The 18,562-nt window shown below is 71.7% G+C and carries 18 protein-coding genes; 5 read left to right on the top strand and 13 right to left on the bottom strand.

Annotation, left to right across the window (positions count from 1 at the left end; translation table 11 throughout):
* Positions 1-274, bottom strand: a 274-nt coding sequence (locus IEZ12_RS39255) for an aldehyde dehydrogenase family protein (protein WP_229848147.1), incomplete at its 3' end; no start/stop codon positions are given.
* A gap of 266 nt (positions 275-540) precedes the next feature.
* Between IEZ12_RS39255 and IEZ12_RS27690 the strand changes: the two genes are divergently transcribed.
* From IEZ12_RS27690 to IEZ12_RS40170, 4 genes are all read left to right on the top strand, one after another.
* The gene (locus IEZ12_RS27690) at positions 541-1,014 is read left to right on the top strand and encodes an Lrp/AsnC family transcriptional regulator (RefSeq protein WP_030458782.1); all 474 of its coding nucleotides are present in this window, start codon (positions 541-543) and stop codon (positions 1,012-1,014) included.
* Positions 1,011-2,405, top strand: coding sequence for an aspartate aminotransferase family protein (locus IEZ12_RS27685; protein ID WP_100590014.1), 1,395 nt, complete (start codon positions 1,011-1,013; stop codon positions 2,403-2,405). Before IEZ12_RS27690 ends, IEZ12_RS27685 begins: the two co-directional genes overlap by 4 nt.
* A 215-nt stretch (positions 2,406-2,620) precedes the next feature.
* Positions 2,621-3,337 (top strand): ABC transporter ATP-binding protein, encoded by a 717-nt coding sequence (locus tag IEZ12_RS27680; protein WP_189275675.1) that lies wholly within the window; start codon positions 2,621-2,623, stop codon positions 3,335-3,337.
* A 10-nt stretch (positions 3,338-3,347) separates the two neighbouring features.
* Positions 3,348-4,487, top strand: a complete 1,140-nt coding sequence (locus IEZ12_RS40170; RefSeq protein ID WP_189275673.1) for a hypothetical protein — start codon at positions 3,348-3,350, stop codon at positions 4,485-4,487.
* Between the two features lie 74 nt (positions 4,488-4,561).
* On the opposite strand, the gene rlmN is transcribed toward IEZ12_RS40170, so the two are convergent.
* The 7 genes from rlmN to rpsB all read right to left on the bottom strand — a co-directional run bounded on the left by rlmN (position 4,562) and on the right by rpsB (position 10,511).
* On the bottom strand, positions 4,562-5,662 hold the full coding sequence (gene rlmN / locus IEZ12_RS27670) for a dual-specificity RNA methyltransferase RlmN (protein WP_043916184.1): 1,101 nt from the start codon (positions 5,660-5,662) through the stop codon (positions 4,562-4,564).
* A gap of 40 nt (positions 5,663-5,702) precedes the next feature.
* Positions 5,703-5,891: a hypothetical protein gene (locus tag IEZ12_RS27665; RefSeq protein WP_043916183.1), complete on the bottom strand. Its 189-nt coding sequence runs from the start codon at positions 5,889-5,891 to the stop codon at positions 5,703-5,705.
* A gap of 96 nt (positions 5,892-5,987) precedes the next feature.
* Positions 5,988-6,854 carry a phosphatidate cytidylyltransferase gene (locus IEZ12_RS27660; RefSeq protein ID WP_043916182.1) on the bottom strand — a complete coding sequence of 289 codons (867 nt, stop codon included), beginning with the start codon at positions 6,852-6,854 and terminating at the stop codon, positions 5,988-5,990.
* Between the two features lie 142 nt (positions 6,855-6,996).
* A complete protein-coding gene (frr, locus tag IEZ12_RS27655; protein WP_033256297.1) occupies positions 6,997-7,554 on the bottom strand; it encodes a ribosome recycling factor in 558 nt (185 codons plus the stop codon).
* Positions 7,555-7,633: 79 nt separating this feature from the next.
* Positions 7,634-8,389 carry a UMP kinase gene (gene pyrH, locus IEZ12_RS27650; protein ID WP_043916181.1) on the bottom strand — a complete coding sequence of 252 codons (756 nt, stop codon included), beginning with the start codon at positions 8,387-8,389 and terminating at the stop codon, positions 7,634-7,636.
* 284 nt (positions 8,390-8,673) lie between these two features.
* On the bottom strand, positions 8,674-9,513 hold the full coding sequence (gene tsf, locus IEZ12_RS27645) for a translation elongation factor Ts (protein ID WP_043916180.1): 840 nt from the start codon (positions 9,511-9,513) through the stop codon (positions 8,674-8,676).
* Positions 9,514-9,644: 131 nt separating this feature from the next.
* Entirely contained in the window at positions 9,645-10,511 is an 867-nt protein-coding gene (gene rpsB / locus IEZ12_RS27640) for a 30S ribosomal protein S2 (protein ID WP_043916179.1), read from the bottom strand.
* A gap of 546 nt (positions 10,512-11,057) precedes the next feature.
* Here rpsB and IEZ12_RS27635 point away from each other — a divergent pair.
* The gene (locus IEZ12_RS27635; protein WP_268250275.1) at positions 11,058-11,633 is read left to right on the top strand and encodes a M23 family metallopeptidase; all 576 of its coding nucleotides are present in this window, start codon (positions 11,058-11,060) and stop codon (positions 11,631-11,633) included.
* Between the two features lie 7 nt (positions 11,634-11,640).
* Here IEZ12_RS27635 and IEZ12_RS27630 read toward each other — a convergent pair whose 3' ends face one another.
* The 5 genes from IEZ12_RS27630 to IEZ12_RS27610 form a co-directional block, all read right to left on the bottom strand.
* A complete protein-coding gene (locus tag IEZ12_RS27630; protein WP_189275704.1) occupies positions 11,641-12,291 on the bottom strand; it encodes a TetR/AcrR family transcriptional regulator in 651 nt (216 codons plus the stop codon).
* A 159-nt stretch (positions 12,292-12,450) separates the two neighbouring features.
* Complete coding sequence (whiG, locus tag IEZ12_RS27625) at positions 12,451-13,275, bottom strand: RNA polymerase sigma factor WhiG (RefSeq protein ID WP_189275671.1); 825 nt, start codon at positions 13,273-13,275, stop codon at positions 12,451-12,453.
* A gap of 1,333 nt (positions 13,276-14,608) precedes the next feature.
* A complete protein-coding gene (gene dprA, locus IEZ12_RS27620) occupies positions 14,609-15,940 on the bottom strand; it encodes a DNA-processing protein DprA (RefSeq protein WP_373295536.1) in 1,332 nt (443 codons plus the stop codon).
* A gap of 481 nt (positions 15,941-16,421) precedes the next feature.
* Positions 16,422-18,074 (bottom strand): YifB family Mg chelatase-like AAA ATPase, encoded by a 1,653-nt coding sequence (locus tag IEZ12_RS27615; protein ID WP_189275669.1) that lies wholly within the window; start codon positions 18,072-18,074, stop codon positions 16,422-16,424.
* 1 nt (position 18,075) lies between these two features.
* Entirely contained in the window at positions 18,076-18,549 is a 474-nt protein-coding gene (locus IEZ12_RS27610) for a YraN family protein (protein WP_189275700.1), read from the bottom strand.
* Between the last annotated feature and the right edge of the window lie 13 nt (positions 18,550-18,562).

Below are 18,562 nucleotides of genomic sequence, written 5' to 3'. Positions count from 1 at the left end.
GGACCTCGGCGTCGACGATCTCGTCGGCCCGGGCCTCGACCGCGTCGGCGATCTTCAGCAGCAGCTTCTGCCGGGTGGACGGGGTGGAGTCGCGCCAGATCGGGAAGGCGGCGGCTGCGGCGGCCATCGCGGCGTCCACGTCGGAAGCACCGGACAGCGGGGAGGTCGCGTACACCTCGCCCGTGGTCGGGTCGACGATGTCGAGAGTGCGGCCGTCCGCCGCGTCGACGAACTCACCGTTGATGTAGTTGCGCAGCGTACGAAGCTCGCTCACGGGTCTCTCCTCGGTCTGGGCCTGCCTCGTTGCATCCCCGCGCGCCAGATTACTCCGGGCCGGGGCGAACACAGCATGTCAGCGACAAGCCACGATCGGCGGTGTGCACGCTCGCGCGTGCACGTCGCCAGACTACCTCCGACACTGCTGTAATCGACATAGCCCCGCCCGGAGCGCCACGCATTCCGTTCTTGATCATCGATTGCACGACGAAATCAGCAGAACCACCGCTTGCGATTCCTTCGCCCGTCGGGCACAGTGTCGGCGTGGCCAACCGTGACCGGAACGCCAGCGTTCCCCTCGACGCCGCCTCCAAGGCGATCATCGAGCAACTCCAGGAGGACGGGCGCCGTCCGTACGCCGCCATCGGCAAGGCCGTCGGCCTGTCCGAGGCGGCTGTTCGGCAGCGCGTCCAGAAGCTGCTCGACCAGGGCGTGATGCAGATCGTCGCCGTGACCGATCCCCTCACCGTCGGCTTCACCCGCCAGGCGATGGTGGGCATCCGCGTCGAGGGCGACATCGAACCGGTCGCGGACGCGCTGGCCGCGTTCGACGAGGTCGACTACGTGGTCTGCACCGCGGGCTCGTTCGACCTCCTCGCAGAGCTGGTGTGCGAGGACGACGAGCACCTCCTCGAACTGATCAACAAGCGCATCCGCGCGCTTCCCGGCGTGCGGAGCACCGAGAGCTTCGTTTACCTGAAGCTCCGGAAACAGACCTACACCTGGGGCACCCGATGACAGCCGAGCCGGCGCAGAAGGACCTTTCCAAGACCGCCTACGACCACCTGTGGATGCACTTCACCCGCATGTCGTCGTACGAGAACTCCCCCGTGCCGACGATCGTCAAGGGCGAAGGCACCTACGTCTGGGACGACAAGGGGCGCAAGTACCTCGACGGGCTCGCCGGCCTGTTCGTCGTCCAGGCCGGCCACGGCCGCGAGGAGCTGGCCGAGGCCGCTGCCAAGCAGGCCAAGGAGCTCGCCTTCTTCCCGGTGTGGAGCTACGCCCACCCGAAGGCCGTCGAGCTGGCCGAGCGCCTGGCCAACTACGCGCCGGGCGACCTGAACAAGGTCTTCTTCTCCACCGGTGGCGGCGAGGCCGTCGAGACCGCGTGGAAGCTCGCCAAGCAGTACTTCAAGCTGACCGGCAAGCCGACCAAGTACAAGGTCATCTCCCGCGCGGTCGCCTACCACGGCACCCCGCAGGGCGCCCTGTCGATCACCGGCCTGCCGGGCCTGAAGGCCCCGTTCGAGCCGCTGGTGCCGGGCACCCACAAGGCCCCGAACACCAACATCTACCGCGCCCCGTCGTTCCTGACGGCCCCCGACGGCACCGTCGACCCGGAGGCCTACGGCCGCTGGGCCGCCGACGAGATCGAGCAGGCCATCCTCTTCGAGGGCCCCGAGACCGTCGCCGCCGTCTTCGTCGAGCCGGTGCAGAACGCCGGTGGCTGCTTCCCGCCGCCGCCCGGGTACTTCCAGCGCCTGCGCGAGATCTGCGACCGCCACGACGTGCTGCTGGTCTCGGACGAGGTCATCTGCGCCTTCGGCCGCCTGGGCACCATGTTCGGCGCCGACAAGTTCGGCTACCAGCCCGACATGATCACCTGCGCCAAGGGCATGACCTCGGGCTACTCCCCGATCGGCGCCACCATCATCTCGGACCGCCTGGCCGAGCCGTTCTACAAGGGTGACAACACCTTCCTGCACGGCTACACCTTCGGTGGCCACCCGGTCTCCTCCGCGGTGGCGCTGGCCAACCTCGACATCTTCGAGCGCGAGGGCCTGAACCAGCACGTCCTCGACAACGAGTCGGCGTTCCTGGGCACCCTGAACAAGCTGCGCGACCTGCCGATCGTCGGCGACGTCCGCGGCAACGGCTACTTCTACGGCATCGAGCTCGTGAAGGACAAGGTCACCAAGGAGTCGTTCAACGACGAAGAGGTCGAGCGCGTCCTCTACGGCTTCCTGTCGAAGGCTCTGTTCGACAACGGCCTGTACTGCCGCGCCGACGACCGTGGCGACCCGGTCATCCAGCTGGCCCCGCCGCTGATCTCCGACCAGTCGACCTTCGACGAGATCGAGCAGATCCTGCGGACCAGCCTGACCGACGCGTGGGCGAAGATCTGATCACCTGAGCTTTCTGCCCCACCCTCCACCGAAGGGCGGCCCCGACACCTCACCGTCGGGACCGCCCTTCGGCGTACCCGGGAACGAATCTGCGGCCAACACGCCGCTTTCGCGGCGATTCCTCCCTGTTCGGGTCAGTGCGGCGCACCCGCACGGCCGTCCGATCGTTCTAATCTGACGACTGTCATATCCCCGTCGGCACCTGGATGGATCACATGTCAGCGGCCCCGCCCGACAACGACGTGCTCTGGGCCCGAGGCATCGTCAAGTCGCACCACGGCACCCCCGCGCTGCGCGGCGTCTCCCTCCGCGTCCGTGAGGGCGAGATGCTCGCCGTCACCGGCCCGCGCGGCTCCGGCAAGTCCACCCTGCTCGGCTGCCTGTCCGCCCAACTCCCGGTCGACGAGGGCGAGGTCTGGTTCCACAGCTCCCCCGTGCACACCCTCGGCCGGGCCGGACGCGAACGGCTGCGCCGCGAACGCTTCGGCTGGGTCGGCTCCGAACCGCACCTGGTCCCGGAACTGACGGCCCGTGAGAACGTCGCCCTGCCGCTGCTGCTGGCCGGCGCCGGCCACCGTGCCGCCCACCGCGCCGCCACCGAGTGGCTCGACCGCCTCGACGTCGCCGACTGCGCCAAGCTCCGGCCCGCCGACCTCCCCCAGGACCGCCGCCAGCGGATCGCCGTCGCCCGCGCCCTCGCCCCCGAACCGCCCGTGGTCTTCGCCGACGACCCCACCGCGCCGCTGCACCGCGACGCCCGCGAACAGGTCCTGCGGATACTGGCCAGCGCCGCCCGCTCCCACCACCTGACGCTGGTCCTCGCCACCCACGACCCGGAACTCGCCCGCTACGCCGACCGCACCGTCCACTTGGTCGACGGCCGGATCACGGCCGAGCCCGCCGCCGTCCCCGCCGTTCCCGCCGGGCACTGAGAGGGCCGACGTGTACTACCTCGGACTCGCCCGCGGCTACCGCGCCCTCGACCTGGCCCGCTGGCTGCTCACCGCCGGCGCCGCCGCCGTGGTCGCCGCCTTCCTGCTGCGCGCCCTCGGCCGGGCCCTGGCCGAACCCACCGGCGGCCCCGACCGGCTGCTGTGGTGCCTGCCCCCGCTGGCCGCCGTCGCCTGGTTCGCCGCCGTCGCCGCCCGCGCCGTCCCCGCCCAGCACCCCGAGCGGATCACCGGCCTCGCCGCCGCCGGCGTCGGACCCGGCCGGATCCGGCTGCTGATCGCCGGCGAGATCGCGCTCGCCTGCGCCCTCGGCTCCGGCCTCACCCTGCTGCTGTTCCTGGTACTGCGCAACGACATCGCCGGGCCCTCGCTCGCCGCCGACATCGGCATGGGCGTCCCGCTGCCCGTCGCCGCGCCCGTCACCCTGCTCGCCGTCCCCACGCTGGTCGCCGGCGTCGCCGCGGCCTGCGCCGTCCGCTTCCCCGACACCCTGCCCGGCCGACCCGCCGAACCCGCCCGGCCCCGCTGGAGCGCCCGACGGCTCGCCCTGCCCGCTCCCCTGCTGCTCGCCGGGATCGGCCTCGAACTGTACGGACTGCGGCCCGGCGCCACCGACGCGGAACGCACCCTCGACCTGCCCGGCGGCCTGCCCGCCACCAGCCCCGCCCTGCTGGCCGGCTGGATCCTCGCCGCCCTCGCGCTCGCCCTGTGGACCGGCCCGCTGCTCGCCCTCGCCGGGCGGCTGACGGTGATCCGCCGCCCCTCCCCGCTGCGGCTGCTGGCCGGCCGGGCGCTCACCGCCCAGGCGCCCCGCCTCGGCACACCGCTGGCCGTGCTCACCGGCGTCTCGGCCCTGCTGCTGGTGGCCGGCCGCGAGTGGTCCCGCCACGACACCGACGTCCCCGCGCTCCTGCTGGTCGAGGGCCTGCTGATCCTGGCCTGCGCCGTCGCCGCCCTGGCCGCCCGGCTGCTGGAACTGCGCGGCGACCGCCGCGACACCCTCGCCGTCCTGGACCGCCTCGGCACGCCGGCCGGCCTGCTCACCGGCACCCTCGCCCTGCGCGCCCTCGCCGCCGGCACCGTCCTGCTGGTCACCGGCGGGCTCACGCTGGCGCTCTGCCCGCTGCGGTAGCACCCACGGACGCGGAACGCCCCGGTGGTCCACCCGTCACGGGGGACCACCGGGGCGTTCGTGCTGCTGGGGCCTCAGCCCGCCGCGGCCAGCTGACCGCAGGCGCCGTCGATCTCCTGACCGCGGGTGTCGCGGACGGTGGTGGGCACGCCGTGCGCCTGCAGCCGGCGGACGAACTCCCGCTCGTCCTCCGGACGGGAGGCCGTCCACTTCGAACCCGGCGTCGGGTTGAGCGGGATCAGGTTCACGTGCACCCGCTGGTTCTTGATCAGCCGACCGAGCAGGTCCGCCCGCCACGCCTGGTCGTTGATGTCCTTGATCAGCGCGTACTCGATCGACACCCGGCGGCCGGACTTCTCCGCGTAGTTCCACGCCGCGTCCAGCACCTCGGCGACCTTCCACCGGGTGTTCACCGGCACCAGCTCGTCGCGCAGCTCATCGTCCGGGGCGTGCAGCGACAGCGCCAGACGGCAGCTCAGGCCCTCGTCGGCGAACCGGTGCATCGCCGGGACCAGGCCCACCGTGGACACCGTGATGCCGCGCTGGGAGAGCCCGAAGCCGTCCGGCGCCGGGTCGGTGAGGCGGCGGATCGCCGACAGCACCCGGTTGTAGTTCGCCAGCGGCTCGCCCATGCCCATGAACACCACGTTGGACAGCCGCGCCTCGCCACCGGCCACCGACCCGGACTTCAGGTCGCGCATGCCGGCGGCGATCTGCTCGACGATCTCCGCGGTCGACAGGTTCCGGGTCAGCCCGGCCTGGCCGGTCGCACAGAACGGGCAGTTCATGCCGCAGCCGGCCTGCGAGCTGATGCACATCGTCACCCGGTCCGGGTACCGCATCAGCACCGACTCGACCAGCGTCCCGTCGAAGAGCTTCCACAGCGTCTTGCGGGTCTCGTCGTCGTCGCACGACACGTGCCGCACCACCGACATCAGCTCGGGCAGCAGCGCCTCGGTCAGCTTGCCCCGGCTGGCGGCCGGAATGTCCGTCCAGCTCTCCGGGTCGTTCGACATCCGGCCGAAGTAGTGGTTCGACAGCTGCTTCGCGCGGAACGGCTGTTCGCCCAGCTCGGCGACGGCCTCCTTGCGCTCGGCAGGGCTGAGGTCGGCAAGGTGTCGCGGGGGCTTGGCGCCGCGCGGCGCGACAAAGGTCAGTTCTCCGGGCTTAGGCATGGTCCGTCCAGTGTCGCAGACCGCGGACGCTGCCCCGTCGCTACCGCCTGGCTGCCCGGTGCCGCTTGAGCAGCGCCGTCAGCGTCGCGTGGTCGACCCGGGCGTTCAGACCCGCCACCAGCTCGTCCGGGCACAGCTCGTACAGGTCGCCCCACCACCGCTGCGCCCGGTTGTCCCAGATCCGGTAGCCGCCCGGAACACCGCGCGCCACGTACCGCCGTCTGCCCATCGCACCCCCTCCGCCACTGCGGACGGTACCGAGCGGGAACGGCGGCCTCAACCGAAAAACGGCCCCCGTCGCCGGGGGCCGTGGCATGACGGGGCCTCAGCTGCCGACGAAGACCGTGAGCAGCAGCCAGACCACCGGGGCGGTCGGGAGCAGCGAGTCGAGGCGGTCCATGATGCCGCCGTGGCCGGGGAGCAGGGTGCCCATGTCCTTGATGCCGAGGTCACGCTTGATCATGGACTCGGCGAGGTCGCCGAGGGTCGCGGTGACGGCCGCGCAGCCGCCCAGGATCAGGCCCTGCCACCAGGAGCCGCCGTCGATCACGAAGTGCATCAGCAGCGCGCCGGCGATCATCGACAGGCCGATGCCGCCCGCCAGGCCCTCCCGGGTCTTGCCCGGGCTGATGGTCGGGGCGAGCTTGGTGCGGCCGAACTTGTAGCCGACGGCGTACGCGCCGGTGTCCGAGCAGATCGTCACGACCAGGAACAGCAGGATCCGCCAGGCGCCGCCGTCGGCGGACAGGATCAGCGCGACGAAGGTCGCCAGGAACGGCACGTAGAAGGCGGTGAACACGCCGGCCGTTATGTCGCGCAGGAAGTTCTCCGGCGGCGTGGCCATCCGGGCGACCATCATCGCCAGCCCGGTGAGCGCCAGGATCGCGGCCGCCCACTGACCGCCCTCGAAGTAGCCCGCCACCACCATGCCGACGCCGCCGACCAGCAGCGGGATCTGCGGGACGTGGATGTCCTTGCGCTCGGCGAGCCGGCTGGTGAGCTCCCAGATGCCGACGGCGACGGCGGCGGCCACCACCACCATGAAGACCGCCTTGACCACGAACAGCGAGGCCGCGATCACCGCCCCGAGGCCGACTCCCACACCTATCGCGGCGGGCAGGTTGCGGCCGCCGCGCGGCTTGCGGGGCTGCTGGTCGGTCTGGGCCACGGAGGTCTCCTGGGCGGGGGGCATGAACTGAGTCTGTGCCGCGCCGCCCCCTCGCCATACCGGAGGCCGCCGCGCGAGTGACCCGTGTGGCGCCGGCCCGGGTCGAGCCGCGCCCCGGGCCGGGCGGACGGGCCGCCGGTCCGGGGCGTACGCGCGGGGTCTGGGGTCAGACCTCCAGCAGCTCGGCTTCCTTGTGCTTCAGCAGCTCGTCGATCTGCGCCACGAACTTGGCGGTCAGGTCGTCGAGCTCCTTCTCGCCGCGGCGGCCGTCGTCCTCGCCGATCTCCTTGTCCTTGACCAGCTTGTCGATCGCGTCCTTGGCCTTGCGGCGGACGGAGCGGACCGAGACCTTGGCGTCCTCGCCCTTGCCGCGGGCCTGCTTGATGTACTCGCGGCGGCGCTCCTCGGTGAGCTGCGGCAGCACCACCCGGATGACGGAGCCGTCGTTCGACGGGTTGACGCCCAGGTCCGAGTCGCGGATCGCGGTCTCGATGGCCTTCAGCGCGGTCTTGTCGAACGGGGTGACCATCGCCATCCGCGGCTCCGGAACGGAGAACGAGGCCAGCTGGTTGATCGGCGTCAGGGCGCCGTAGTACTCCGCGACGATCTTGGCGAACATCGCCGGGTGTGCACGGCCGGTACGGATGGCGGCGAGGTCGTCCTTGGCGACCCCGACGGCCTTCTCCATCTTTTCCTCGGCCTCGAGGAGGGTCTCGTCAATCACTGTGTGCTCCCTGTCCGGTTCATCTGCTGTTGTGCCGTACCGGTGCCCCGGACGGCTGTTGCTACTCGGCGCCCGGCGACTAGGCCTGGGCGGAGTCCTCGCTGATGAGTGTGCCGATCTTCTCACCCTTGACCGCGCGGGCGATATTGCCTTCGGCGAGCAGCTCGAAGACCAGGATCGGCAGGCGGTTGTCCTTGCACAGGGTGATCGCGGTCAGGTCGGCGACCTTGAGGTCGCGGGAGATCACCTCGGTGTAGTCCAGCGAGTCGAACCGGACCGCGGCGGGGTTGGTGCGCGGGTCGGAGTCGTAGACCCCGTCGACGCCGTTCTTGCCCATCAGCAGGACATCGGCGTGGATCTCCAGCGCCCGCTGCACGGCAGTGGTGTCGGTGGAGAAGTAGGGCATGCCCATACCCGCGCCGAAGATCACCACGCGGCCCTTCTCCAGGTGCCGGATGGCGCGCAGCGGCAGGTACGGCTCGGCGACCTGGCCCATGGTGATCGCGGTCTGCACGCGGGTCTCCATGCCCTCCTTGATCAGGAAGTCCTGGAGCGCGAGGCAGTTCATCACGGTGCCCAGCATGCCCATGTAGTCGGAGCGGGCCCGGTCCATGCCGCGCTGCTGCAGCTCGGCGCCGCGGAAGAAGTTGCCGCCGCCGATGACGATGGCGACCTCCGTACCCGCGCGCACCACCGTGGCGATCTCACGGGCGATGGCGTGCACCACATCCGGGTCGACGCCGAGGCCGCCTCCGCCGGCGAACGCCTCGCCGGACAGCTTGAGCAGTACCCGGCGGCGGGTGCCGTCCGGCGCGGTCTCCTGCGTCTCCTGCATGGACTTTCCCTTCTCCGCCTGCTGGTCAGCAGATCTGCAAGTGCTACTCACGGCGCCGGACGTGCGGGCCCGGTGCCGTGCATACGAGAGGAGGCCACTGCCGCGGGAACCGGTACGGTCTCCTGCACGGCAATGGCCTCCTCTTCGTTCATGGTGCCGACGCCGCCCTCACGGGGTACTGGAGGGCTCGGTCGGCGCGTTCCTCCGTCCTTGCGGACGGGCGCTCTCCTACCTTATGTCCGGCCCGGGGCCGGACTTGGCGGGAGGAGCTGCGCGGAACGGTCTCAGGCGCCGACGCGGAAGCGAACGAAACGCTTGAGGGCGACGCCGGCCTCGTCGAGGACCTTGGCGACGGTCTTCTTGTTGTCCTTGGCGAACGCCTGCTCCAGGACGGCGTTCTCCTTGACGAAGCCGGTGACCCGACCCTCGACGATCTTCGGCAGGGCAGCCTCGGGCTTGCCCTCCTCGCGAGCGGTGGCCTCGGCGACGCGGCGCTCGTTCTCGAGCTCCTCGGCCGGGATCTCCTCGCGGGAGAGGTACTTCGGCGCGAAGGCGGCGATGTGCTGCGCGACGTCCTTGGCGGTCTCGGCGTTCTCCTGGTCGAGCTCGACGAGGACACCGATGGTCGGCGGCAGGTCCGGGTCCGACTTGTGCATGTAGACGCCGACGAAGCCGTCGTTGTCGAACTGCGCGAAGCGACGGAAGACGATCTTCTCGCCCAGGGTCGCGTTGGCCTCGTCCACGAACTGCTGGACGGTCTGGCCCGGGTTGATCTCGGAAGCCAGCGCGGCCTCCAGGTCGGCCGGGGAGGTGGCGGCAACGTGCGCGGCGATCGCGTCGGCGACCTCGACGAACTTGCCACCCTTGGCGACGAAGTCGGTCTCGCAGTTCAGCTCGACCAGGACGCCGGACTTCTTGTCCTCGGCGATCAGCGCGGCGACGGCGCCGTTGGAGGCGTCGCGGCCCTCGCGCTTGGCAACGCCCTTCTGGCCCTTGATGCGCAGGAGCTCGACGGCCTTCTGAACGTCGCCCTCGGCCTCGTCCAGAGCCTTCTTGCAGTCCATCATGCCGGCGCCGGTGAGCTCACGGAGCTTCTTGACGTCCGCGGCGGTGAAGTTCGCCATCGTGTGATCTCTTCTCACGTCTCGCGTGTCTGCGTGGGAAAGTGCCGGGGCCCCGGGTTCGGGTCTCCGGCACGGGAGAGAGGGGCACCCACCGGCTCAGCCCGGCCGGTGCCCCTCACCCTGGTGGTACGTCAGGCCTGCTCGGCCTCGGCGGCCGGAGCCTCGGCAGCGGCCTCGGCCGGGGCCTCGACAGCAGCCTCGGCGGCGGGGGCCTCGGCGGCCTTCTCGCCCTCGAGGATCTCCTTCTCCCAGGCGGCCAGCGGCTGGTCGGCGCCCGGCTCGGCCTTCGCGTCGCCCTTGGCGACACCGGCGCGGGACTTCAGGCCCTCGGCGACGGCGTCGGCGATCACGCGGGTCAGCAGGGTGACGGAGCGGATCGCGTCGTCGTTGCCCGGGATCTTGTAGTCGACCTCGTCCGGGTCGCAGTTGGTGTCGAGGATGGCGACGACCGGGATGTTGAGCTTCCGGGCCTCGCCGACCGCGATGTGCTCCTTCTTGGTGTCCACGATCCAGACGGCGCTGGGAACGCGCTGCATGTCGCGGATACCGCCGAGGGTCTTCTCCAGCTTGTCGTACTCGCGCTGGAGGACCAGGAGCTCCTTCTTGGTGAGGCCCGAGCCGGCCACATCCGTGAAGTCGATCTCGCTGAGCTCCTTGAGGCGCTGCAGACGCTTGTAAACGGTCGAGAAGTTGGTCAGCATGCCGCCCAGCCAGCGCTGGTTGACGTACGGCATGCCCACGCGGGTCGCCTGCTCGGCGATGGCCTCCTGGGCCTGCTTCTTGGTGCCGACGAAGAGGACGCTGCCGCCGTGGGCAACGGTCTCCTTGACGAACTCGAAGGCGCGGTCGATGTAGTTCAGCGACTGCAGGAGGTCGATGATGTAGATGCCGTTGCGCTCCGTGAAGATGAAACGCTTCATCTTCGGGTTCCAACGACGGGTCTGGTGACCGAAGTGGACGCCGCTCTCCAGCAGCTCCCGCATCGTGACGACGGCCATGTGCCGTGCTCCTCTGTGTTGCCCGGCTCGCCGCGAGGCAGGTGCGCTCTGCGGGGTGCCGGGACTCTCGGTTGTCCGTGTCGGTCGGGCGACCGCCACGCCTGACGCCCCGACGTGCCAAGCCGCTCGGCCTGCACGGGGCTTGCGGCCTCGGCAGGCTCGGCGGACCGAGCGGCACTCGCACCGGGCGACCGTTCCCGGAAGGGGGCGGGCCGTCGGTGGCGGGGCGTGCGAAGTCGACCCGGCGGACCGGGTCGCGTGTGAAGTGTACGGGAAGCCCCGAGCGACGGGCGACTCCGTGCGGTCCCGCCGCCCTGTTCAGCACCGCTGCGGGCGGGCCGCCGCCCACCGTTCACCCCTGCGGGGGACGGCAGTTGTCCACAGCCCCCGGTCTGTCCACAGCTTCCGGAATCGACGGGCGACACCGGCGCTGCGACCTCCATGGTGGGGCCACACCCGCCGAGCGGGCTTGTCGTGGTTTGTGCCGGGTGCCGGTGCTGTGCCGGTTTCGCCGTGTTGGGGCGCCGAGGACCGAAGGAGGTTGGCGTGCGGTGGTGGGGCGTGTTCTGCCGGGTGGGGGCAGTGCTGCTGGGGCTCGTCACCATGGTCGGCGGCGGGGGTGGTTCGGGAGGTCCGGCGACGGGGGTGGTCGCGGTGGGGTTCTCTGCTGCGGGGCCCGAGGTGGCGGGGCCGGGGCCCGGGCGGGTGTGGCCGGTGGGTGATCGGTCCGCGCTGGTGCGGCGGTTCGATCCGCCTCCGACGCGCTGGGCGGCCGGGCACCGCGGCGTGGACCTGGCGGCCGCGCCCGGGACGGCGGTGCGCGCGGCCGCGCCCGGCGTGGTGACGTTCTCCGGGCAGGTGGCCGGGCGCCCCGTCGTGGTGATCACCCACACCGGCTCGGGCACTCCCCCACTGCGGACCACCTACCTCCCGGTGGCCGGGTCCGTCCCCGTCGGCACGGCGGTATCGGCGGGCGACCGGATCGGCGAACTGACCGCCGACTCCGGGCACTGCCCCGTCGACTGCCTGCACTGGGGCCTGCTCCGCGGCGCCCGCTACCTCGACCCGCTCGCCCTGCTCGGCACCGGCCGGGCCCGCCTGCTGCCGCTCGACTCGCCCTGACGCCGGATCAGCTTCCGCCCGAGCTCGCGCCGCAATCCGTCCCGACCTGAGCAGTGCCGCCAGCACCGGAGGCGTCTGTACCCGTACCGTCTGCGCTGCCCGTCCTGAGGCCGTCCAGGGCGAACCGCACCGAGGCATCGGCGATCTCCGACGCGTCGGCGGTCTCCCGGGCCCGGTCGATCTGGCGGACCGCCGCCTCCACCACGCCCTGCAGCAGCGCGGCCGCGACGGCCGGCCTGGCATGGCCGAGTTCTTCCAGGGTGCGCACCACCATGGCGGTCAGGCCGGTGTGCGCGGCTCTGATCCGTGCCCGCGCGGCGTCGTCGAGTTCGAACTCGGCGACGGCCACCAGCGCACGGTGCACCGGATCGGTGGCCAGCGCCACCTGCCCCCGGACGTACGCCTCGATCCGCTCGACCGCACCGTCGCAGGCCGCCATGCCGGCCTCGATCTCCGCGGCCCACAACGGGAGGTCCACCGCGCAGAGCGCTTCCACCAGCTCGGACTTGGACCGGAAGTACTCGTACACCGAGGACCTGGCCAGCCCCGCACGCGCAGCGAGGGCCCCGAAGTTCAGCGCCTCCCTGCCGCCCTCCGCCAACAGGACGCGCGCGGCGTCCAGCAGCGCTGCCTGCTGCAACTGTCGATGCTCGGCCACCGTGGCCGCCCGGATTTTCGGCACGCACCAACTCTACGGACGTCAACGGCCGACGGGGGCCCACACCGCGCACCCGCCGATCCGTCGACCCCGGAGCCGTCGCTCCGCCATCACCGCCGTGCTGCTGTCGCACCGCCGTCGCGCCGCCGTCATCCCGGCTCAGCGGGCGTCGGACATCTTCGCCCGCAGTTGCAGCACCGACTTGGTGTGGATCTGGCTGACCCGGCTCTCGGTCACCCCGAGCACTTGGCCGATCTCGGCGAGCGTCAGGCCCTCGTAGTAGTAGAGCGTCACCACCGTCTTCTCCCGATCGGGCAGCGTGTTGACCGCCGAGGCCAGCAGACGGCGCAGCTCGCGGTCCTCGGCGATCTCGACCGGGTTGTCGGCGCCGTTGTCCGGCAGCGTCTCCATCAGGGTCAGCCGGTCACCGCCTTCGCCCGCCGAGTGCAGCAGTTCGTCGAGCGCCACCACGTTGGCCAGCGACAGCTGACTGAAGATGGTGTGCAACTCGTCCAGCGCGATGCCCATCTCCGCCGCCACCTCGGGGTCGTGCGGCGTCCGCCGCAGCCGTGCCTCCAAGGTGGCGTAGGCCCGCTCGACCGCCTTCGCCTTCTGCCGCACCGACCGCGGGATCCAGTCCAGCGCCCGCAGTTCGTCGATGATCGCGCCGCGAATCCGACTGATCGCGTACGTCTCGAACTTGATCGCCCGATCGATGTCGAACTTCTCGATCGCATCGATCAGGCCGAAGACCCCCGAGGACACGAAGTCCGCCTGCTCCACGTTGGCCGGCAGCCCGACCCCGACCCGACCCGCGACGTACTTCACCAGCGGCGAGTAGTGCAGGATCAGCTGGTCGCGCAGCCCCTGGTCACCCTTCTCCTTGTACGAACGCCATAGCGCCTGAAGCGCCGACTGATCCCCGCTCTTCGCGCTGCCTCGCGCACCTCCCTTCCCCTGGCTCGCCGCCGGTTCCTCCGCCACACCCGCGCCGCCCAACCCGACGCCCCCCGCCGGGGCCGCCACCGCCGGCGCGGGCACCGTCGCACCTGCAGACGCCCCCGGGCTGCGACCCACTCCCGCCGAACCTTCCTCTCCCTCGGACGTCTCGGACGCGAACGACCTGGCCGTCACCGCCGGCGGCCCCGAGGCCGGCCCGGGCAACGCGACCGGCGACCCGGCCGGCTGCTGCCCACCCGGCGGGTGGGGCTGGGGCTGCGGCCGGGGCTGCGACGCGCCCTGCTCCGGGCCCGATGCCGACGCCGATGGCGGGGTTCCCGCCTTCAGGGAACGTTCCGCCTCCGGGCCACTCGCCTGCCGGCGAACCTGCGAGCTCCGCACCGGCGGCTCCCCCGGCTTGGCCTTCGACCGGGCACCGCGCCTCGACTGGCCGCGCACCGGCCGGCCGCTCGCAGGCGACGCGTCGGCGGAGGCCGCCTCGGCCGACGGCACCTCGGCCGCGCCCTCCCCGGGCCGCGGCCCACCGCCGGCCTGGCCTTCGCCGAACCGATCGCCGCTCGGCCTGCCGCCGTCTGGCTGGCCGGTGTCCGGCTCGCCGGTACCTGACCGATCGGCATGCCGACCACCGAACGGCCCCGGCTCGTCCGGGGGGCCGCCGGTCTCGTCGCCGCGCGGCCGCGGCTGGGCCGCGGTCCTCGACGGCACTGCCTGTGGGCAGGGCAGCAGCTGGCCTGGGCGTTCGACGGAGGGGCGCGCCGAGGACTGCCGGTCCGACGGCCCCTGCGGGACGGGGGGACGGGGAAGGGGCGAGGGCGAGGTGGGACGGGCCTGGGACTGTGGGGTCGCGGTCGGGGGTGTGCCCGACCTCGTCACTCCCACGACTCCCGAGGACCTGGCCCGCAACTCCGCGGCGTTGCGGATCTCGGCCCCCGGCCCGTCCGGGGACCGACCGTCACCGGTCACCCTGTGTCCGGGAATGTGAGTGGCCATGCGTTGGTCTGCGCCGTTCTGCCGAGTCATGTGCTGATAGGGACGCCATAAGGGAGCGTAGCGTGACCAAGTCGCTGCACAGTGCTACCGCCACTCGGGCGTCGCTCGATCCGGTGGCAGTGCTGGGCTCCCCCGGCGCGTCGCGGCGCGGACCCCGACCGGCTGCCGAGCGTCCTGCCTCCACCAGGCCGCCGACCAGCGCAGACCTCTCCTGACACGCCGGAATCCTCGCGTCACACCCGCTCACCGATATCGCCCACCTGGGCTCAACCGTCTCGGCGCCGCTCTCAACTCACCTGGGGTTCCTTCCTGTTGACGGGATGCTCCGTTCGGTCGACCTTCCGTGTCCGCTGTTGCGCAGATCCGATCACTTGCGTCGCACCAGCCTCCAGTGCGCGCCTTGCCGTTCGACAAAGCCCAGCGAGCTCAGCTCGTGCAGGTGGTGCACGGTCTCCTGCGGGGAGAGCGCGGCGTACTGGGCGAGTCGCTGCACCGGCGCACCGTCCGCGTTTGCCGGGACCACCTCCAGGACGCGGGCCACGGGCGGTGCGAGCGCGTCCCGGGGCAGGATCGGTCCGACTCGCTCCGGCGCCAGGTCCCCGCCGACGGAGCCGATCAGCTCGCCCACCTCGGCGCCGCTGGTGACCAGGGTCGCTGCGCCGCTCCTGATCAACGCGTGGACTCCTGCCGAGAGTTCGGACGTCACCTGGCCGGGGACGCCCATCGTGTGCCGATTCAGATCCATGGCGCGTCGCGCGGTACTGAGCGCGCCGCTGCGCGGCGCGGCCTCGACCACGACGGTGCCGCGGGTGAGCGCCGCTATCACTCGGTTGCGCAGCACGAACCTGAACCTGGTCGGGTTCATCCCGAGTGCCAGCTCGCTCACCAGCAGCCCGTCGCCCCCGATCCGGTGGATCAGTGCCTCGTTCCCTCGCGGATAGCAGATGTCAACCCCGCTGGCCAGGACCGCGATCGTCATCCCGTTGACGGCCAGCGCGCCCAGATGGGCGGCCGTGTCGACGCCGTACGCGGCGCCGGAGACCACCACCCAGCCACGCTCGGCCAGTTCCGAGCCGAGTTGACCGGCGATGTGCCGCCCGTATGCGGTGCAGGCCCGGGATCCGACGATGGCGACCGATCTCAGCGCGAGCAGGCGCAGCGACGGCAGCCGCGGCCCCGGCCGGCCTCGGACCCACAGTCCGACCGGGCGGCTGTCGCCGAGGTCGTCCAGCTGTGAGGGCCAGTCGGTGTCGCCCGGAATGATGAACTTCCCACCGAGCTTGGCGATTCGTTCAAGGTCGGTGGCCGGGTTGAACTTTCGCAACCTCTCCTGGTAGGCGGTGATCCGGTCCACTCCGAGCCCCAGCCGACCCGGCGATGCTCCGCTGTAGAAGCCCTGCACCAGGCCGACCACACCGAGCCGCTGGATCGCCCGGCCGATGGCTGCGTCACCCGGTTCGATCAGCCTGGTGAGTGCCGCCCGAGCCACCCGCTCGGGCTCGGGCGGGTCCGGCGTGGCCGCTGGTGCAGCCCACCGAGTGGGGCGGATGAGCCGGTGATCGCCCCGCACCGTCCCCACCCGAGTGGCATGACCTGCGGCGACCGGTTCGGCCGTGCAGTGCCGACTCGTTACGGCGGCGTGCACGGCACGACTGGGGCTGCCTGCCGTATCCGACGCTGACAGGCCTGGGTCTGCCATGTCCGGATTCGGCCGGTGGATGCCCGGCGGGCCGGCTCCCCAAATCAGGTGGCGCAAGCCGTCGTGGCTGCCGTCCGGCGGGCGGTCGTCGGGCGGGCGGCCGTCCGGCGGGTGGTCGTCCGGCGGGTGGGGCGGGCAAGGGTTGTCGGGTGGGCCCGGCAGGCTGGGCTCACCCACCAGGTGAAGCCTGCCGGGCTGGGCTCGCCCGGGGCGGGCCGGGCCGTGCGGGTGTGTGGTGTCGCTGTCGCGAACCGGGCTGCCGAGTGGCGGTGTGAGCACCGCTGATGTTGTTGTCGCGGGATCGATGTCCTGCCGGGGTGCTGGAACTGCTGCGGTCACGGAATGCTCCTCCTGCGGCCGTTTGACCAACGGGCGGGTGGATGGGATGGGTGGGTACGGGAGCGACGCCGCTGCCCGGCGGCCTGTGCAGTGGCCGGCATTGCTGACCGCCGCTGCCAGTTGCCTGCCACGTGATGGATGGTCAAAGCTCGGCGCCCAGGTCGGCGTCCGCGTCGTAGTAGATGTCGGGTCGGCGGTCGGTCGGTCGGGTGACGCGTTGGACTCCGGTGCGGAGGGTGAGCGCGGTCTGGATGTCGGTGCGGGTGGGGCGAGGCCGGCACGCGAGGTCGGCGACCGTCCAAGCGACGCGGAGGACTCGGTCCAGGCCTCGTGCGGTGAGCAGACCTCGGTCGAGGTCACGCTCGGCGTCGGTGAGCGAGCCGGGTGCGAGTTGCCAGCGCGTGCGCAGTTCGTGCCCTGGCACTTCGGCGTTCGTCCGCCACGGGGTGTCGGCGAGGCGAGCAGCGGCTCGCTCGCGGGCCTGTCTCACGCGTTCGGCGACCGTGGCCGTGCTCTCCGCTTTTCCGCCTTGTTGCATCAGTTCGGCCCTGCTGACTCCGGCCACCTGAACTTGGAGGTCCACTCTGTCGAGCAGCGGCCCGGACAGGCGCGCCTGATAGCGGTTGACCATGACGGGTGTGCATTCGCAGCCTTCTCCTCTCAACGAATAGCGGCCGCAGGGGCAGGGGTTGGCGGCCAGACAGAGCAGGAAGCGGGCGGGTAGCCGCATCGAGCCCGCGGCTCTGGCGATCATCACCTCCCCCGATTCCAGGGGTTGGCGCAGGGCGTCGAGGACCCGGACCGGGAATTCGGGTGCCTCGTCGAGGAAGAGCACGCCGCGATGAGCGAGGGAGACGGCGCCAGGTCGGGGCAGGCCCGTCCCGCCGCCCACGATGGCGGGCATGGTGGTCGAGTGGTGCGGAGCGCAGTAGGGCGGGGTGTCGATCAGCGGGCGGTCGGGTGGGAGTAGGCCGGCCACGGAGTGGATCGCGGTCACTTCGAGTGCCTCGGCCTGTGTCAGTGGTGGGAGCAGGGCCGGGAGCCGTTCCGCCAGCATGGTCTTGCCGGCTCCGGGCGGCCCTTTCAGGTACAGGTGGTGGCCGCCAGCGGCGGCGATCTCCAAGGCTTGCCGGGCTTCGTGCTGTCCGGCCACGTCGGCGAGGTCGGGTCGGCACGCCTGCTCCGAGGTGACGTCCCGGACGCCGAGCCCGGGGAGGAGCAGTCCGGCGAACGAGGAGTCGGGACGGCCAGTGGACGGGTCGGGCGGCTCGTCGGGGACGGGGGCGTTGGTGAGGATGGCGATGAGTTGGCGCAGGCTTCGTACGCCGAGGACGGAGACGCCCGGCACCAATTCGGCTTCGGCGGCGGTCTGTTCGGCGACCACGATCTGGCGGTAGCCGGCGTCCGCCGCGGCGAGTACTGCGGGCAGGATGCCGCGCACTGGACGTACCCGGCCGTCCAGTCCGAGCTCGCCGATGATCAGCAGGCCGTCGATCGACGCGGGGTCGAGCCGTTCGGCGGCTGCCAGTACGGCGCAGGCCACGGCCAGGTCGTACCCGCTGCCGCTCTTGGGTACGGAGGCCGGGGTGAGGCCCACGGTGAGTTTGCGCAGCGGCCACTTCTCGCCGCTGTTGGAGACGGCTGCGCGGACCCGGTCACGGGCTTCGAGGAGGGCCTTGTCGGCGAGGCCCACCAGGCTGAAGGCCGCGAGTCCGGGTTCGAGGTCGGCCTGCACCTCGACCACGACACCGTCCACCCCGACCAGGGCGACCGAGCAGGTACGGGCGAAGGCCATCTCACACCGCCCCGCGCAGGTGCTCGACCGCGGCGGCGCCCCTGAGCGGGTTGACCACGGCGACCAGGTCGATACGCACTCCCCCTGGCGGCGGGGGCGCCGGTCCGCCTGCTGCGGCTTCGCCCAGGGGCTCGCCGCCGTCCACCCGCTCGGCGGCGGCCAGCACCAGCCGGGAGAAGTGCTCCGGCCAGCGTTCGGCGAGCCACCGTTCGGCGAGGTGGCGCAGTCGGTCGGCCTTGGTCTGGTCGATCGCCTCGGACGGCTGCTGGAAGCCCCGCTCGGACCTGGTCTTCACCTCGCACACCGCGAGGGTGTCCCCGTCCAGGGCGACGATGTCGAGCTCACCCTCGGCGCAGCGCCAGTTGCGCTCCAGGATGCACAGCCCGCACTCCATGAGCCGGCGGGCGGCGACCTCCTCGCCGTAGCGTCCGAGGCCGTTGGTGGAAAACTTGTTGGGATTCTGCACGGCAATCACCTCCGGCCGGAAG

Origin of the sequence: Kitasatospora griseola, assembly GCF_014648555.1 — a bacterium.
GTDB lineage: Bacteria > Actinomycetota > Actinomycetes > Streptomycetales > Streptomycetaceae > Kitasatospora > Kitasatospora griseola.
The sequence above is the reverse complement of the archived record's forward strand: the minus strand, read 5'-3'. Positions and strand labels throughout refer to the sequence as shown.